Consider the following 15768-nt stretch of genomic DNA (forward strand, 5'->3'; position numbering starts at 1 on the left):
GTCAGCTGCCTCCGAGCCGGAACAGGGAACCCGCGGTCCGCGCCAGCACGCACGCGTCCTGCCACAGCGACCAGGTCTCGATGTAGTGGTTGTCGAAGCGGGCCCGCTCCTCGATCGAGGTGTCGCCGCGCAACCCGTTCACCTGGGCCAGCCCCGTGATGCCCACGGGCATCCGGTGGCGGGCCTGATAGCCGGGATGGGCGCGGCTGAACTGCGCCACGAAGAAGGGGCGTTCGGGGCGGGGGCCGACCATGCTCATGTCGCCGCGCAGGACGTTCCAGAGCTGCGGCAGCTCGTCCAGGGACGTCCGGCGCAGCGCGCGGCCGACGCGGCTCATCCGCCCGTCGGAGGCGACGTTCCAGCGCGTGGCCGACTCCTGGACGTCGGCGGGCCGCAGCGTACGGAACTTCAGCAGGACGAAGGGGCGTCCGTGCCGGCCGACCCGCTCCTGCCGGAAGATCACGCCCGGCCCGTCGGAGAGCCGCACGGCCAGCGCGCAGGCCGCCATCACCGGGGCGGCCAGCACCAGGGCGACCGCGGCCAGGACGCCGTCCATCGCCCGCTTCACCCCGTGGCCGAGGGGACGGTTCGTCCCGTCGTGCAGCGGCTGGGCGGTGAAGCCCCACAGATGGTCCGGGCGGCCCGGCGCCGTGGGTCCGGCGGCGACGCCGGGCCCGGTGATCAGCCACACCCGGCAGCCGTGCCCGGTGAGGAGGGTGAAGAGAGCGGCGCCGTCCGGGGTGGCCTCGGGCGGGGCCGTGAACACCGCGTGCCGCACGCTGTTCTGCACCACGGCCCGCCCCACCTCCTGGGGCGACCCCAGGACCGGCAGCGGCACGGCGTCGGATTCCGTCTCCTGCTGCTCGTCCCCGGCCGCCGGGGCGGTGACCAGACCGACCGGCCGCAGCCCGTACCCGGGGTGGTCGTAGAGCGCCGCCGTCACCTGACGGGCCAGCGGCCCCTGGCCCACGACCAGCGTGGACAGCGGGCGGCGGACGGCGGACCGCCGCCGCGCCCGGTGGACCGCCGCACGTCCGGCGCAGGTCAGCGCGGTCTGCGTAGCGGCCCCGTACACCAGCACCGCCCAGCCGAACGCCTGCTGCGGGGCCCAGGCGTCCAGCACCTCCATGGTCACGTACCACTGGAGGAGAGTGAGGCCGAGGAGCGCGGGCAGTTCGGTCAGGACCGAGGGGGACAACCGCATCCGGTACAGGCCGCGCCAGGCGAAGAGCAGCACCTGCGCCGCCGCCTGGACGGCCGGCAGCAGCCAGGGCCACGCGACCGGGACGACCAGGGCGAACGTCACGGCGGGGGCCAGGACGTCCACGCACAGCAGCGGCGCGAGCCTGCCGTACCGGACGCCCCGCCGCTCGCCCGGCCGCACCTGCGCACCACCACCGCTTCTTCGCGGCGGATGAACCGTGTGAGCCTGCACGGCTGTTGCCTGGCCGGCTCCGGGAACCGGTGCACTCTCCATCGTCATCGCTCGGTGCGCTTCCTCGTCGTGGGACAGGACATGCCGACAAGTTCCTCGTACAGACCGGCGACCGCTCCCGCGGTCCGTCGGACGTCGAAGGCCGCCCGGGTGTGGCGCAGGGCCCGGTGGGACACCGCCTCGCGCAGGTCCGGGTCGGTGAGCAGGGCGGTCAGCGCCGCCGCCAGCGCCGACGGATCCTCCGGTGGTACGAGACAGTGATCCTCGTGGCCGGGCGGCAGGCTCTCCCGGGCGCCGTTCACATCGGTCATCACGACGGCGCGGCCACAGGCCATCGCCTCCAGCGGGGCCAGTGCCATGCCTTCCCAGCGGGAGGGCAGCACGAGCACGTCCGCCGCGTGGATCCACGGCCGCACGTCCTCGCAGGCTCCGGTGAACAGCACGCCCGGCGGGGCCGATTCCTCAAGACCCGCCCGGTCGGGCCCGTCGCCCACCAGGACCAGCCGGGCCCGGGGCACCCGCATCCGCAGCCAGGCCCGCAGCAGGACGTCCTGGCCCTTCTGCCGGGTCAGCCGGCCGACGCAGACGACCAGCTGGGCGTCCCGGTCCATGCCCTCCAGTAAGGGCAGCGAGGCGCGGGCCTCCGTCCGGACCGTGCGGTCGCCGGGGCGGAAGCGGTCGAGGTCGATGCCGTTGTGGATGACCGACCAGCGGGCGGCGATGCCCGCCTCCAGCCCGGTGCGGCGCTCCGACTCGCTGACGCAGAGGATGTGATCGGCCCAGCGCGCGCCGAACCGCTCCCAGCCGAGCGCGAGTTGCGCGGTGCGCCCGCCGACCGCCTCGAACGACCAGGCGTGCGGCTGGAACACCGTGGGGACCCGGCCGCGTACGGCGATCCGGCCCGCCAGTCCCGCCTTGGCGCTGTGCGCGTGCACCACGTGCGGGCGGCTCGCGCGGACGATCCGGCGCGCGGCCGCGACCTCACCGGCCAGCCGCGGCCCGGGGGCACGGGTGGCGGACCAGCCGTGGACCTCGGCACCCGCTGCCGCCGCCCGGAGGGCCAACGGACTCCCGGGCGGGCAGGCCACCACGGGGCGCAGTCCGGCACCTGCCTGGGCCCTGACGAGATCGGTGACGACCCGGGCCACTCCGCCGTCCACGGGCTGAACCAAATGAAGGACCGTCAATTGTCTTTCTTCAGTACGACGCATGTGCAGCACGCACGGCTCTCTTCGCTCAATCCGGTGGGCCTAAAGCCGAAGTGCACTTTGGCAGAGTTGTGGCGAAATCGTGCGTGTGACTCGCTCATACGACCACATGGGGATTACGCACGCGGGAGGGCCGTTCGAGTGATCGGGCGACCGATCTGCGCAGTTGCTGAGGAACGTCGCCGAACTGCTGGTGAAAGGGCCTGCGGGGGCTCTCGTACGGAATTGCGCGGGTGTTCCGTGTCTATCGGGCCGGTTATACGCTCAGCTTTTTCCCGGCCTGGCGCACTAAGCCGATCGGCGCACCGGATGGCGGCACCATCTATCGGTCGGTCAGGCCGGTCAGGCCGTTTTCGCGGTGGTGACGGCGGCGGTGAAATCGACGTTCGCGGCGCGGGCGACGATCTCCACCTCGTCGCCCAGAGCCCATTCCGCGACCCGCGACGCCATCGCGGCCGGGACCACGTCGCTGATGTCCGGCGCGGCCGGGATGTCGTACGTGGCGTGGGCGTCGTGCGGCAGGACGACCCGGTAGTCCCGTTCCAGAGCCCGGCGGGCGGTGGCGAGCACGCACATCTCCGACATCACCCCGCACACGGCGAGCGCCCGGACGCCCGCCGCCGCCAGGACGGAGCCCAGGGGCGTCTCCTCGAAGCCGTCGTCCTCACTCTTGCGGATCACGGTCTCTGCGGGCCCGGTGCGCACGGGCAGGTGCAGCTCCCACCCGGGCGTCCCCGGCTCGTCGGGCTCTCCGGCCGGGCCGTCGTTCTGCAGGTGGACGACGAGCGCCCCGGCCTCCCGGGCCCGACCGAGCAGACCCGTCACCCGGTCCAGCAGCCGGGTCGCGTCGGGCACGGCGGCGTCACCCGCGACGAACGCCGACTGGACGTCGATGACGAGCAGGGCCGTGACGGGGGCGGGGCGGTCGGTCATTCCGGGGAGTCCTCACGTCGTCACGGCGGCGGGTGCGCGGGCGGACGCCCGCGGCCGGAGTCCATCGTGCCGGACGCCGGACGCCGGACGCCGGTCAGCCGGTCGCCGGTCGCGGGTCAGCCGGTGCGGTCCACGAGATACGGGATCAGCGTGAGCAGATCCCCACGGGCCTCCTCGGCCAGCGGCACCCGGTCCAGACAGGCCCGGGCCGCGGCCAGGTGCTCGTGCGCCTCGGCGATCGCCGCCCGGCGCCCGCCGGCCTCGTCGATCAGCGCGGCCGCCCGGCGCGCCGCCGCGTCGTCGAGCGGCCCCGTGGAGGTGAGCAGCGCGTCGAGGCGCCGGGCCGCGGGGTGGTCGGCGGACAGCGCGGCGAGCACCGGGTACGTCTTCTTGAGCCGCCGCAGATCGCTGTGCACCGGCTTTCCGGTCACCTGCGGATCGCCCCAGATCCCGAGCAGGTCGTCCACCGCCTGGAACGCCACCCCCACATGCCGTCCCGCCAGGTCCAGCGCCTTGGCGGTGCTCGCCGGAGCGCCTGCCAGCACCGCGCCCAGGGCGGCCGCGCAACCGAGCAGGGAGCCCGTCTTGTGGGTGGCCATCGCCCGGTACTCGTGCGGCAGGACCGCCCCCGGCCCGGACCACGGCCGGGACTCGAAGAGCAGGTCCTGCGCCTGACCGTGCACCAGATCGCCCAGCGCGCCCGCCAGTTGCCGCACCGCGGCAGGTCCGCCCGGCCCCGGAGCCTCCGCGAGCGTGGACACGGCCAGCGCGAACAGCGCGTCCCCCGCGAGGACCGCCGGGCCCGTGCCGTACGCCTTCCACACCGTGGGCCGGCGGCGACGGGTCTCGTCGCCGTCCATGATGTCGTCGTGGATGAGGGAGAAGGTGTGGATCAGCTCGACGGCGACCGCGCCGAGCACCCCGTCCTCGCCGCTGCCGCCCGCGGCCTCGGCGCCGAGCACCGCGAGCGCCTGGCGGACCCCCTTGCCCTGGGATCCGGGCACCGGTTCGCCGCCGGTGCCGCGCCAGCCCAGCGAGAAGGCCGCCGTCTCCGCGTGCCAGGGGTGCAGCCGGGCCACCGACTCCACCAGGGCCGGGCGCACCAGCTCGCGGCACCGGTCCAGTATCTGCGGCGCGCTCGCCCGGCGGGTCGTGGAGAGTGTCATCGGCGGTCGGCCCTCTCGTCTGCCGGGCGCTGTTCCACGCCGAGTTCGGCGTACGCCTTCTCGACCATCTCCCGGGCGTTGAGCAGCCCGATCCGGTCGAGCCTCCCGCGCAGTTCGTCCAGCTCGGCGGCGGTGGCGTCGCGGTCCCGGCCGAGCCTGGCCCGGGCCTTGACCAGGCCGAGCGAGGCCAAGGCCTCGCCCCGGGGCTCGTCCATTGCGCGGAACTCGTCGAGCGCCTGCTCGTAGACCGCGCGTGCCTCCTCGTACCGCCCGGCGCGGAACAGCACGTTGGCCCGCATCTTGTGGTTGTACGCCAGGGCGCTGGAGAGGTTCATCTCGCTGCAGGTGACCTCGGCCTCGGAGAGCAGGCCGAGCGCCCGGGCGGTCGCGCCGTCCCGGAGGGAAACGATGTCGGCGATGCCGCGCAGCGCCCAGGCCCGGCCCCGCCGGTCGTCCGCGTCACCGGCCAGGACCGCCGCCTCCTCGAACATCTCCAGAGCCGAGTCCAGTGAACCGGTGTTGCGGTGGATCTGCGCGATGCCCTCCAGGGCCCAGACGGTGTGCCGGGCCTCCCCCCGGGCGCGGGCCTCGGCCAGCAGCTGTTCGTGCAGCGTCGCGACGGTCGCGTAGTCGCCCTGGATCCGTCCGGTCTCGGCGAGGCCGGCCAGCGAGTAGCCCCGGGCCACCACGTCGCCGCCCCGTTTCCCCAGCTCCGCGGCGAGACCGAGCAGCCGGAACGCGAGGCGCAGCGACCCGCGTTGACGCGCCAGCGTGCCGCCGCTCCACAGTGCCCAGGCCATCGCCCCGGTGTTCCCGGCCGACCGCGCGGCCCGGTAACTGGCCTTCCAGGCCCGGTCGGCCTCCGCCACCTGTCCGAGCCTGCGGTGCGCCTCGGCCACGGCGAGGCCGGAGCGCGCCACCTCCTCCTGCGATCCGGAGAGCTCGGCCTGCCTCAAGTGGCGCACGCCTTCGGCCAGTACGTCGGTGAGGGAGGCGTTCACCGACATCTTGGTGAGCGCTCCCTGGTACTCGGGCGCCAGTGCCTTGGTCTGCATGGGTGCCTTTCGCGCGGTGCCGGGACCGCACCGAGGGTGACTATACCGTCCGTGTATACATGGGGGGTATAGTCGGCCGGTCGTGCGGGCCCGGCTCATGTGGGGGTTGGACGCCGCTCGTCACGCGCGGCGAACCGTTCTGTCATTGATCAAGACGGCAGTCGGGCGCGGAGGGTTGCTCGGGCGGCCCAGGTCTCTCCGGGCCGCCTCGCGCAGCCGTCGTTACGCCCTTCCCGTACGCCGCAGTCGGTGACGCACCGCCCGCCGTGCCACCGGGCCCAGCTCGTCCAGCACCCCGGCCAGCTCGGCGAGCCGCTCCAGTGCCTCGAAGGCGCCCCCGGCCCCCGTGGGGTCGACGCCCTCGTACATCTCCAGGCCCACGAAAGCCCCGGTCACGGCGCGCGCCAGGCCCACCGGGTCGGCGAACTCGCCCAGCGGCGAGTCCGCCAGGATCCGGACGAGGACCTTCTCGATCTCGGCGGTCCACAGATCGAGCCCGGCCGCGGTCGCGGGCGCCAGCCGCGGCTGGGTCTGGGCTCCCGCGAGCATCTGGGCCAGGAAGGCGACGTGGCCGCCGGCCCGCTCCTCCTCGTGCAGCTCGCGCCCGCACCGCAGCAGTTCGGCCAGGGTGGTCACGGCGGCGAGCCGGTCGCGGTGGCGGGCCACCCGCTGCTCGGCGCCGTACCGGCAGGCCGCCGCCAGCAGTTCGTCGACCGAACCGAAGTGGTAGAAGACCAGGGCCTGGTTGACCCCGGCCGAGGCCGCCACCGAGCGGGCCGAGGTCTTGGCGATCCCCTGTGCGGCGAGGGTGCGCAGCGCGCCCTCAAGAAGCTTCGTCCGGGTGTCCGCCCCCACCGCGCCCTCCGTCATGCCCGCGCCTCTTCGCGGACCGGGCGCAGACCGGCCCGTACGCCGTGGCGCAGGGCGTCGACATAGCGGGCGCGGAACGTGCCCTCGTACCCGAACAGCGGGCCGAAGCGGCGGTTGGTCACCGTGACCCGGACGCGGAAGCGGCCCGTGGCGTCGTCGAAGGACTCCCGGACCTCGGCGTCGCCGCCGATCAGGTCCGGGACCCGCAGGTCGAAGGGCCCCTCGCGGAAGCGGTGCTCCCCGGAACGGATCAGCAGCGAGCCGTCGGGCTCCGCGGTCAGCCGCAGGTCGGTGGCCAGGTGCTGGTGGGTGCCGAGGTAGTCCAGTACGCAGGACCGCTCGGGGCTGTGCACCATCGTGGCGTCGAAGCGGCGCGGCCCGCCCGGCAGGGCGAAGGTCCGGACGAAGGTCACGGTCTCCCGGCCGTGGGAGTCGGTGTACGGCACGTTCTCGATGGTGAACGGGACATCGCGGCCGCTCCTCGGCACCAGGATGTTGCGGGTGGCGCCGAGCGCGAGGAACGGCTTCACGAACGCCCGGCCGTGCCAGATCCGGTCCATGGAACCGCGCCCCACGCACGCCTCGCCGCTCTCCAGCCCGACCGAGAAGCGGCGTCGCAGCTGAGGGTGGAGCCGCTCGAAGTCGTCTCCCATGGCGCGGGCGAATATCGAGGTCACGGGCGCTCCAGACGGGCGAGGACGGACGGGGCGGCGGCCGGGCGGCCGGGTGGTCTGCGCAGGCAGCGCCGGGCGGCGGGCGTGAGAGGGGACGGGGGCGCCAGCAGTGCGGCCAGGGCGGCCGGCAGCACCACCGCCGGGCCGAAGGGGAGGGCCACCGCCAGGAGGAGAATCCGTGTCAGCACCTCCGCCAGGGCGTGCGTCAGCGAGCGGGCCGGGCTGATGTCGCGCTCGCACCACAGGCGCAGCCGGTCGAAGGACCAGGCGGTCGCCCACCCCATCAGCGGCCGGAACACCACCCGGTCCGCGATCGCGCCGAAACGGCCCCAGCGGGTCCGGTAGTCGTAGCCGGTCAGGAAGCGGATGCCGTCGGCGGTGGGGACGTAACGCCAGTAGCCGCTGCCCTCGGCCAGCAGCGACAGCCGCTCCGACGAGGCGAACCGCAGGGCGGAGACCCGCTCGCCGTCGGCCCGCTCCCGCTCGCCCACGCTCGTCCCGGTCCCCGCCACGGTCAGGAAGGGCAGCACCCGGGTCGCGTACCGGAACCGCTGGGCGGAGCCCGCCGGGCCGGGCAGTGGGCTGATCTCGGTGAAGCGCAGATCCCACCGCTGATGGAGAGCGGAATCCTGGGTGCGTTCCCACAGACGCTCCGGATCGGTACGGATCAACGCCTCGATGTACAGCCCCATACATGCCCCCGGGTCGTCACACGTGTTTGAGCGAGTGCTCAGGTCCTCCCGTGCGCCAGGACGCTACCAGAGGGTGTTGAGCAGTCGCTCAACACCCTCGAACGGCGGTCCCGACGGGCGAAGGGACCGCTGCCGGGCTCGAATGGACGGGTGACGGCGCCCCCGGACGACTGCCTTGCCCGTAACGAGTGGATCTGCGGGGCCTACCTCTCCAGCCGCCGCGATATCCTGGTGGACGCGGTGCTGCAACACCTCCAGCTGACGGCCGCCTCGGTCGCCATCGCCCTCCTGCTCGCCGTTCCCCTGGCGCTCGCCGCCCGCCGGTGGCGCTGGGCGGCCGGCCCGGTGCTCGGGCTGACGACGATCCTGTACACGATCCCGTCCCTGGCGATGTTCTCGCTCCTGCTGCCGTTGTACGGACTCTCCGCCGCGCTGGTGATCGCCGGGCTCGTCCTCTACTCCCTGACGCTGCTCGTCCGCAACATCCTGGCCGGGCTCCGGGCCGTCCCCGAGGAGACCCGGCAGGCCGCGCGCGGCATGGGCTACGGGCCGCTGCGCCTGCTGCTCGCCGTGGAGCTGCCGCTCGCGCTGCCCACCGCGATGGCCGGGCTGCGCATCGCCACCGTCTCCGCGGTCTCCCTGGTCACCGTCGGGGCGATCGTCGGCCACGGAGGGCTCGGCAACCTCATCTACTCCGGCATGAACACCTTCTTCAAGGCTCAGGTGCTCACCGCGTCCGTGCTGTGCGTCGTCATCGCCGTCGCCGCCGACCTGCTGCTCCTGGGAGTGGGACGGCTGCTGACCCCCTGGACCCGGAGGCAGGCGTGAACACCCTCACCGACACCTGGTCCTGGCTCACCACCGCCGCCCACTGGTCCGGCCCCGACGGCGTCTGGAACCGGCTCGGCGAACACCTCTACCTCACCGCGGTCTGCCTGCTCATCAGCTGCCTGATCGCGCTGCCCGTCGCCCTGGTCCTGGGCCACCTCGGCAAGGGCGGCGCGCTCGCCGTCAACCTCTCCAACATCGGCCGGGCCGTGCCCACCTTCGCCGTGCTGGTCCTGCTGCTCCTCACCCCCATCGGCTCCTACGGCCAGTGGTCGACGATCACCGCGCTCGTCCTGTTCGCCGTGCCGCCGCTCCTCACCAACGCCTACGTCGGGATGCGCGAGGTCGACCGGGACGTCGTCCGGGCCGCCCGGGGGATGGGCATGACCGGCCGCCAGCTGCTGCTGGGCGTGGAACTGCCGCTCGCCCTGCCCCTGATCCTCACCGGCGTGCGGATCGCCGCCGTGCAACTGGTCGCCACCGCCACCCTCGCCGCACTCGCGGGCGGCGGGGGACTGGGCCGGATCATCACCGCCGGGTTCAACCTCGCCTCCACCCCGCAGGTGGTCGCCGGGGCGATCCTGGTGGCCGCCTTCGCCCTCCTCGTCGAGAGCCTGTTCGAGGCCGGACAGCGCCTCGCCCCGCAGCGCGGACGGCGGACCGCATGAGCCGCGCCCGCCGGGTCCTGGCCGCGCTGACCCTCCTCGCCGCCACCGCCTGCGCCACCGGCCCGTCGCTGGAGAGCCAGGGCGAAGTCACCGCTCCGCCCGGCGACAGCAGGGAACTCACCGTCGGATCCGCCGGATTCACCGAGAGCGACCTGCTGGCCCAGATGTACGCCCTGCTCCTGGAGGACGCCGGATACTCCGCCGACATCATCTCCGTCACCAACCGGGAGATCTACGAACCCGCCCTGGAGAACGGCCAGATCGATGTCGCACCGGAGTACGCGGCGACCTTCGCCGACTGGCTGAACGCCAAGGCCAACGGCGCCGACGCGCCGCCCGTCGGCTCACCCGACCTCGCCGCCACCATGAAGGCGCTCCGCGCGCTCGCCGCCCCGCGCGGACTCACCGTGCTCGACCCCGGCCGGGCCGTCGACCAGAACGCCTTCGCGGTCACCGAGGCCTACGCGAGGGAGCACGGCCTGAAGACCCTCAGCGACCTCGGCGCCGCGAAACTGCCCGTACGGCTGGCGGCGGGCGACGAATGCGTGCAGCGGCCCTACTGCGCCCCCGGCCTGCGCGAGACGTACGGCATCGACGTGGTCGCCGTCGACCCGAAGGGCGTCGGCACGACCCCCTCCAAGCAGGCGGTCCAGAGCGGTCAGGACCAGATGGTCCTGACCACCACGACCGACGCCACCCTCGACCAGTTCGGGCTGGTCCTGCTGGAGGACGACAAGAACCTGCAGAACGCGGACTACGTCGTCCCGGTCGTCAACCGCGCCCGCGCCGGGAGCGCCGGGGTGCGCGACGCCCTCGACCGGCTCAACACCGTGCTGACGACCGCCGACCTGGCGTCGATGAACGAACAGGTCGACAGCTGGCGCAGGCTGCCGGAGGACGTCGCGCGTACCTACCTGGAGTCGAAGAGGCTCCTCCCGGGGGACTGAACCGCCCGCAGCTCAGGAGGCGGTCGGAGCGGTCGGGGCGGGTGCCGCCGGAGGCCAGGGCACCTCGGCCAGCAGCGGCAGGATGTGCTCCTCCTCGTAGTCGAGGTGGGCGGTCAGCTCCTGCGTCATCCGGGCCAGTTCGGCACGGAAGCGGTCCGGTTCCGCGATGGCCACGTCGGCCAGCAGCGCCGCGAGCGCCGACTGCACGGCCCCGATGGAGCGGTGCTCCTCCCGCAGCCGGTCGAAGACGTCCGCCACATGGGGGTGGTGGCCCTCCATCGTGGGGAACATGTGCCCGTCCTCGGCCGTGTGGTGGAACTCCAGCGCCTGGCAGAACGCCAGGCAGCGCTGCCGGATCTGCAGCCCGAGACCGGGTGCGGGCGGTTCGCCCGTACCCGGGTGGGCGGCCCGCGCGGCGAAGTGCGCCTCCGTCTCCTCGTGCACGTGACGCAGTTGGCCGCGCAGCCAGGTGTGCACCTCCACCAGCTTGTCGGCGAGCGAGGCGACCGGGGGAGCCGTCGCGTCGGGGTCGGGGAGTTCCAGCACCACGACCGGCAGCACCCGGTCCGTGGCGTGCTGGTATTCCGCGTATCCGGGCGCCTCGGCGAGGACCCGGGCGAAGAGTTCGTCGCGCCGGGCCCCTTCGGCCGGTACGGCGAGGGACTCGAACTCCTCGTCCCCCAGCTCCACCCGCACGGTGGGGTGGGCGAGGAGGTTGCGGTACCAGTCGGGGTGGAGCGGTGAGCCGAGGTTGGAGGCGACGACGAGGAGCCGGGGGCCGTCGCGGACGTAGCCGAGCGGCGTCGTGTGCTGCTTGCCGGAGCGCGCGCCGGTCGTCGTCAGCAGCAGGAGGTCGGAGCCCTCGAAGGGGCCGCCGACCCTCCCGCCGTTGGCACGGAACTCGGCGATGACGGAGTGCTGGAATGTCTGGGGCATGGAGGTTCTGGGTCTCCCAAAGGATTGCGGGCAGGCGAGGGCCCCGGCGTCGCGGAGTGTCCGCCGCGAGGCGTTCAAGGGCGGAGATGCTCAGAGGCAGGGGGCGATGAGTGGACTCACGGCGTCATCCCTGGAAGAAGGTGCTGGCTTGACTGCCGGCCGGCCCAGATCTCTTTGGCCGACGTCACGCCGCACACACAGCATCAGAACCCGGGCCGCTCGTCCCTGTCAACCTCGGGAGGGGCACGTCGGGGTGGGGCAACGCGAGGGCGGGCAACGCGGGGAAAACGCGTTGCCCGCCCGTCGGAAGCCTGCGACGCTTCCGGCCATGCCCGCTGAACAACAGACACTTTCGCCGCCGTCGCAGAGCCCTCGCACGCACAGCGTGGAGGCGCTCTTCTCGCACGGCCGCCTCGTCGCGATCCCGCGTAAGGAGGCCCGGCGGGAGCAGTTGCTCACGCACCTCGCCGACACGCTGTTCGAGCGCGAGCGCTCGTACACCGAGCGCGAGGTGAACGAGGCGCTGCTCACCGTCCACGAGGACTGTTCCGCGCTGCGCCGCCACCTCGTCGTGGCGGGGCTGCTGGTCCGGCCCCGGGACGGCAGCAGCTACCGCCGAGGCCGCTGAACAGCGCTGGAGCCGGCCATCGCAACGGCTCGGTGAAGAAGGTCAGTTGAGGGTGTCGGGGTCCGGGCCGGTGCGCATGCCCCGGTCCAGTCCCGCGATGGTGTTCATCTCCTCGGCCGACAGCTCGAAGTCGAAGACGTCGATGTTCTGCCGGATCCGCTCGGGCGTGACCGACTTGGGGATCACGATGTTGCCGAGCTGGAGGTGCCAGCGCAGCACCACCTGGGCCGGGGACTTGCCGTGCCGCTCCGCTACGGAGACCAGGGCCTCCTCCTTGAGGAGGGCGCCCTGGGCCAGCGGGCTCCAGGCCTCGGTGGCGATGCCGTGCCCGGCGTGGAAAGCGCGCAACTCGCCCTGCTGAAGGCCCGGGTGCAGCTCGACCTGGTTGACGGCGGGAACGAGCGAGCCCGTCGCCAGCAGCCGGCTCAGGTGGGCGGGCTGGAAGTTGGAGACGCCGGCCGCGCGGATCCGGCCGTCGGCGGCCAGCTTCTCCAGGGCGCGCCAGGACTCCGGGTACAGGTCGTGGGCGGGCGTCGGCCAGTGAATCAGGTACAGGTCGACGTGGTCGAGGCCGAGCTTGGCCAGGCTCGCGTCGAACCCGGCGAGCGTGGCCTCGTAGCCCTGGTCGGCGTTCCACAGCTTCGTGGTGACGAACAGCTCCTCGCGGGGGATCCCGGAGGCGGCCAGCGCGCGGCCCACGCCGACCTCGTTGCCGTAGATCGCCGCGGTGTCGATGGACCGGTAGCCGGCCTCCAGCGCGGCGGAGACGGCCGCGGTGGTCTCGTCGTCGGGCACCTGGAAGACGCCGAAGCCGAGCTGGGGGATGGTCACGCCGTTGTTGAGCGTGACGGTGGGAACGGTGGACATGTGAGGGGCCTTCCGGTGGAACGGTGTACGCCGATACCGACGGCGCACGACGTTTACAAGCGTCCACAATAATTGCGCACGCGGGTTATATGCAAACGCGGGCGAGTTGGCGTGGCCGTGCCTACGCGTCCGCCACCGAGTCGAACTCCACCTCTTCGCGCCCCACGCCCTGAGCGTCGGCGTCCACCGACCGGCGCAGCGCCTCGTGCAGCTTCGCCGGAGTGAGTACTCCCAGGAACCGGGCCCCGTCCAGCACCGCCACCCACCCCGCGTCGTGCTGGAGCATCTCGCTGAACGCCTGCTTCAGCGGGGCGCCGACCGGCACCCACGCGTCCATCCGGCGGGCCAGCGTGCCCACAGTCTCCTGCTCCCCGGCGCCTCGCACCGCGTCCGCCGACACCCAGCCGTGCAGCTCGCCCGAGCCGTTCAGCACCACCGCCCAGCGGGCCCCCGCCGCCGTCAGCCGGGCCGCCGCCCCCCGGGCCGGCTCGTCCAGCCGGGCCACCGGCGGCTCCTCCAGGTCCTCCGGCTCGATCGCGGTGACCGACAGCCGCTTCAGCCCCCGGTCGGAGCCCACGAACCGGGCCACGTACGGGGTCGCCGGGGTGCCGAGCACGGCGGCCGGGGTGTCGAACTGCTCGATGCGCCCCTCCCCGTACACCGCGATCCGGTCACCCATGCGCACCGCTTCCTCGATGTCGTGGGTCACCATGAGCACCGTCTTGCGCACCCGCTGCTGGAGGGCCAGGAACTCGTTCTGCAGCCGCTCCCGCACCACCGGGTCCACCGCCCCGAACGGCTCGTCCATCAGCAGCACCGGCGGATCCGCCGCGAGCGCCCGGGCCACCCCCACCCGCTGCCGCTGGCCGCCGGAGAGCTGCGCGGGATAGCGCGAGCCGTACGTCTTCGGGTCCAGGCCCACCAGGTCCAGCAGCTCCGCCGCCCGCTCCCGGGCCCGGGAACGCTTCCAGCCGACCAGCGCCGGGACGGTCGCCGTGTTGTCCAGGACCGTGCGGTGCGGAAAGAGGCCGACCTGCTGGATCACGTAGCCGATCCGGCGGCGCAGCGTCACCGGATCGACCCCGGCGATGTCCTCGCCGTCCACCAGGATCCGGCCCGAGGTCGGCTCGATCAGCCGGTTCACCATCATCATCGTGGTCGTCTTGCCGCAGCCGGAGGGCCCCACCAGGGTCACCAGCTCGCCCTCCGCCACCTCGAAGGACAGCCCGTCGACCGCCGTCGTCCCGTCCGGATAGACCTTGCCGACCTGCTCGAACCGGATCATGTCTGCACGCTAGGAGCGCCCCGGGCGCACCGCACACGGGCCGGGACCGTCCGGGGCACGGCTCTCTTGGCCGTACGGGTACGGCTCCCGCGGCCGTACGGGCACGGGAACCGCGGTCCTACGGGCGTGCCCCCTTCGCCGGACCGGTGCGCTCGTGTGCTGGACTGGCGCTTTCGCCCGGATCGGCCAGCACCCCGGATCAGGAGTTCCCGTGAGCAGTTACCGGCAGCCCGGCGTCGTCCTCACCGACCGCCGCTTCACCGTGCCCCTCGACCACAGCGACCCCGGCGGCGAGCAGATCGAGGTCTACGGCCGGGAAGCGGTCGCCGCCTCCCGCGCCGGTGAGGAACTGCCCTGGCTGGTCTATCTGGAGGGCGGCCCCGGCTTCGGCGCCCGCCGGTTCGTCGGCACGGAGGCCTGGCTCGGCCGCGCCCTGAGCGAGTTCCGGGTGCTCCTCCTCGACCAGCGCGGAACCGGCCTCTCCACCCCGGCCAACCGGCAGACCCTGCCGCTGCGCGGCGGCCCGCGCGAGCAGGCCGACTACCTCGCCCACTTCCGCTCCGACGCCATCGTCCGCGACTGCGAACTGATCCGGCCGCTGCTCACCGGCGGAGCGCCCTGGACGGTCCTCGGCCAGTCCTTCGGCGGCTTCTGCGCCGTCCGCTATCTCTCCGCCGCCCCGGAGGGGCTGAAGGAGGTCCTGATCACCGGCGGCTTGCCCTCCCTGAACGCGCACGCGGACGACGTCTACCGGGCCGCGTACCCGCGCATCGAGCGGAAGGCCGCCGCGCACTACGCCCGCTATCCGCAGGACGTCGAGCGCGCCCGCGCCATCGCCGCGCACCTCGCCGAACACCGGCCCGAGAGCGCCGGACACCGGCTCACCCCCGAGGGCTTCCAGTCGCTCGGCATCATGCTCGGCGTCGGCAACGGCAGCCACCAGCTCCACTACCTGCTGGAGAACGCCTTCGTCCGCACCCCGGGCGCCACCGAACTCTCCGACACCTTCCAGGAGGCGATGCGCACCGCCGCCTCCTTCGCCGGGCACCCGCTGTACGCGCTGCTGCACGAGGCCATCTACGGCCAGGGCGAGCGCGCCACCGCCTGGGCCGCCGAGCGCGTACGGGCCGAGTTCCCGCAGTTCGACGCGGCGACCGCGCTGGCGGGCGACGGCCCCGTCCTCTTCACCGGCGAGACCATCCACCCCTGGCACTTCGACGTCGACCCGGCGCTGCGACCGCTGCGCGAGACCGCCGAGCTGCTGGCGCGGCGCACCGACTGGCCGGTGCTGTACGACCCCGAGCGGCTCGCCGCCAACGAGGTCCCGGTCGCGGCGGCCGTCTACCACGACGACATGTACGTCGACACCGCGGACTCGCTGCGCACGGCGGCGGCGATCCGAGGGCTGCGGACCTGGGTGACGAATGAATACGAGCACGACGGGGTGCGGGCGGGCGGTCCCCGGGTCCTGGACCGGCTGCTGGCCCTGGTGCGCGACGAGGCCTGACCGGCCGGGTCCCGCGCGTCCGCCCGGGGGCCGGGCCGGGTCCGCGACCACCCCGGGGCGGTCGCGGAC

Annotated in this window: 16 protein-coding genes; 5 read left to right on the plus strand and 11 right to left on the minus strand. The window is 73.4% G+C overall.

The genetic code is table 11. From position 1 onward, the window contains the following. Position 1: 1 nt before the first annotated feature. The 8 genes from ACFWRV_RS31150 to ACFWRV_RS31185 form a co-directional block, all read right to left on the minus strand. Complete coding sequence (locus ACFWRV_RS31150) at positions 2–1483, minus strand: exopolysaccharide biosynthesis polyprenyl glycosylphosphotransferase (RefSeq protein WP_384339257.1); 1482 nt, start codon at positions 1481–1483, stop codon at positions 2–4. Next, on the minus strand, positions 1480–2655 hold the full coding sequence (locus ACFWRV_RS31155; protein WP_384339258.1) for a glycosyltransferase: 1176 nt from the start codon (positions 2653–2655) through the stop codon (positions 1480–1482). Before ACFWRV_RS31155 ends, ACFWRV_RS31150 begins: the two co-directional genes overlap by 4 nt. Before the next feature lie 330 nt (positions 2656–2985). Further along, complete coding sequence (locus ACFWRV_RS31160) at positions 2986–3576, minus strand: isochorismatase family protein (RefSeq protein ID WP_384339259.1); 591 nt, start codon at positions 3574–3576, stop codon at positions 2986–2988. Between the two features lie 116 nt (positions 3577–3692). Beyond that, positions 3693–4742, minus strand: coding sequence for a polyprenyl synthetase family protein (locus tag ACFWRV_RS31165; protein WP_384339260.1), 1050 nt, complete (start codon positions 4740–4742; stop codon positions 3693–3695). Further along, on the minus strand, positions 4739–5797 hold the full coding sequence (locus ACFWRV_RS31170) for a tetratricopeptide repeat protein (protein WP_384339261.1): 1059 nt from the start codon (positions 5795–5797) through the stop codon (positions 4739–4741). The genes ACFWRV_RS31165 and ACFWRV_RS31170 overlap by 4 nt, the downstream gene beginning before the upstream one ends. A 222-nt stretch (positions 5798–6019) precedes the next feature. After that, positions 6020–6667, minus strand: a complete 648-nt coding sequence (locus ACFWRV_RS31175; RefSeq protein ID WP_384339262.1) for a TetR/AcrR family transcriptional regulator — start codon at positions 6665–6667, stop codon at positions 6020–6022. Further along, positions 6664–7344 carry a DUF4166 domain-containing protein gene (locus ACFWRV_RS31180; RefSeq protein WP_384339263.1) on the minus strand — a complete coding sequence of 227 codons (681 nt, stop codon included), beginning with the start codon at positions 7342–7344 and terminating at the stop codon, positions 6664–6666. The genes ACFWRV_RS31175 and ACFWRV_RS31180 overlap by 4 nt, the downstream gene beginning before the upstream one ends. Beyond that, on the minus strand, positions 7341–8033 hold the full coding sequence (locus ACFWRV_RS31185; RefSeq protein ID WP_384339264.1) for a hypothetical protein: 693 nt from the start codon (positions 8031–8033) through the stop codon (positions 7341–7343). The genes ACFWRV_RS31180 and ACFWRV_RS31185 overlap by 4 nt, the downstream gene beginning before the upstream one ends. A 150-nt stretch (positions 8034–8183) precedes the next feature. Between ACFWRV_RS31185 and ACFWRV_RS31190 the strand changes: the two genes are divergently transcribed. From ACFWRV_RS31190 to ACFWRV_RS31200, 3 genes are read left to right on the plus strand one after another with little or no spacing between them, the layout of a single operon-like run. Further along, complete coding sequence (locus ACFWRV_RS31190) at positions 8184–8861, plus strand: ABC transporter permease (RefSeq protein ID WP_384339265.1); 678 nt, start codon at positions 8184–8186, stop codon at positions 8859–8861. Then, the gene (locus tag ACFWRV_RS31195; protein WP_384339266.1) at positions 8858–9529 is read left to right on the plus strand and encodes an ABC transporter permease; all 672 of its coding nucleotides are present in this window, start codon (positions 8858–8860) and stop codon (positions 9527–9529) included. Before ACFWRV_RS31190 ends, ACFWRV_RS31195 begins: the two co-directional genes overlap by 4 nt. Then, on the plus strand, positions 9526–10476 hold the full coding sequence (locus ACFWRV_RS31200; protein ID WP_384339267.1) for an ABC transporter substrate-binding protein: 951 nt from the start codon (positions 9526–9528) through the stop codon (positions 10474–10476). Before ACFWRV_RS31195 ends, ACFWRV_RS31200 begins: the two co-directional genes overlap by 4 nt. Positions 10477–10488: 12 nt before the next feature. Here ACFWRV_RS31200 and ACFWRV_RS31205 read toward each other — a convergent pair whose 3' ends face one another. Further along, entirely contained in the window at positions 10489–11412 is a 924-nt protein-coding gene (locus ACFWRV_RS31205; RefSeq protein WP_384339268.1) for a nitroreductase/quinone reductase family protein, read from the minus strand. 328 nt (positions 11413–11740) lie between these two features. On the opposite strand from ACFWRV_RS31205, the gene ACFWRV_RS31210 reads away from it, so the two are divergent. After that, positions 11741–12040: a DUF2087 domain-containing protein gene (locus ACFWRV_RS31210; RefSeq protein WP_384339269.1), complete on the plus strand. Its 300-nt coding sequence runs from the start codon at positions 11741–11743 to the stop codon at positions 12038–12040. A gap of 42 nt (positions 12041–12082) precedes the next feature. Here ACFWRV_RS31210 and ACFWRV_RS31215 read toward each other — a convergent pair whose 3' ends face one another. Continuing rightward, a complete protein-coding gene (locus ACFWRV_RS31215; protein WP_384339270.1) occupies positions 12083–12907 on the minus strand; it encodes an aldo/keto reductase in 825 nt (274 codons plus the stop codon). Positions 12908–13028: 121 nt separating this feature from the next. Continuing rightward, positions 13029–14192, minus strand: a complete 1164-nt coding sequence (locus tag ACFWRV_RS31220; RefSeq protein WP_384339271.1) for a betaine/proline/choline family ABC transporter ATP-binding protein — start codon at positions 14190–14192, stop codon at positions 13029–13031. Positions 14193–14403: 211 nt separating this feature from the next. On the opposite strand from ACFWRV_RS31220, the gene ACFWRV_RS31225 reads away from it, so the two are divergent. Further along, complete coding sequence (locus ACFWRV_RS31225) at positions 14404–15699, plus strand: alpha/beta fold hydrolase (RefSeq protein WP_384339272.1); 1296 nt, start codon at positions 14404–14406, stop codon at positions 15697–15699. Positions 15700–15768 lie beyond the last annotated feature (69 nt).

Origin of the sequence: Streptomyces sp. NPDC058576 (assembly GCF_042718715.1) — a bacterium.
GTDB lineage: Bacteria > Actinomycetota > Actinomycetes > Streptomycetales > Streptomycetaceae > Streptomyces.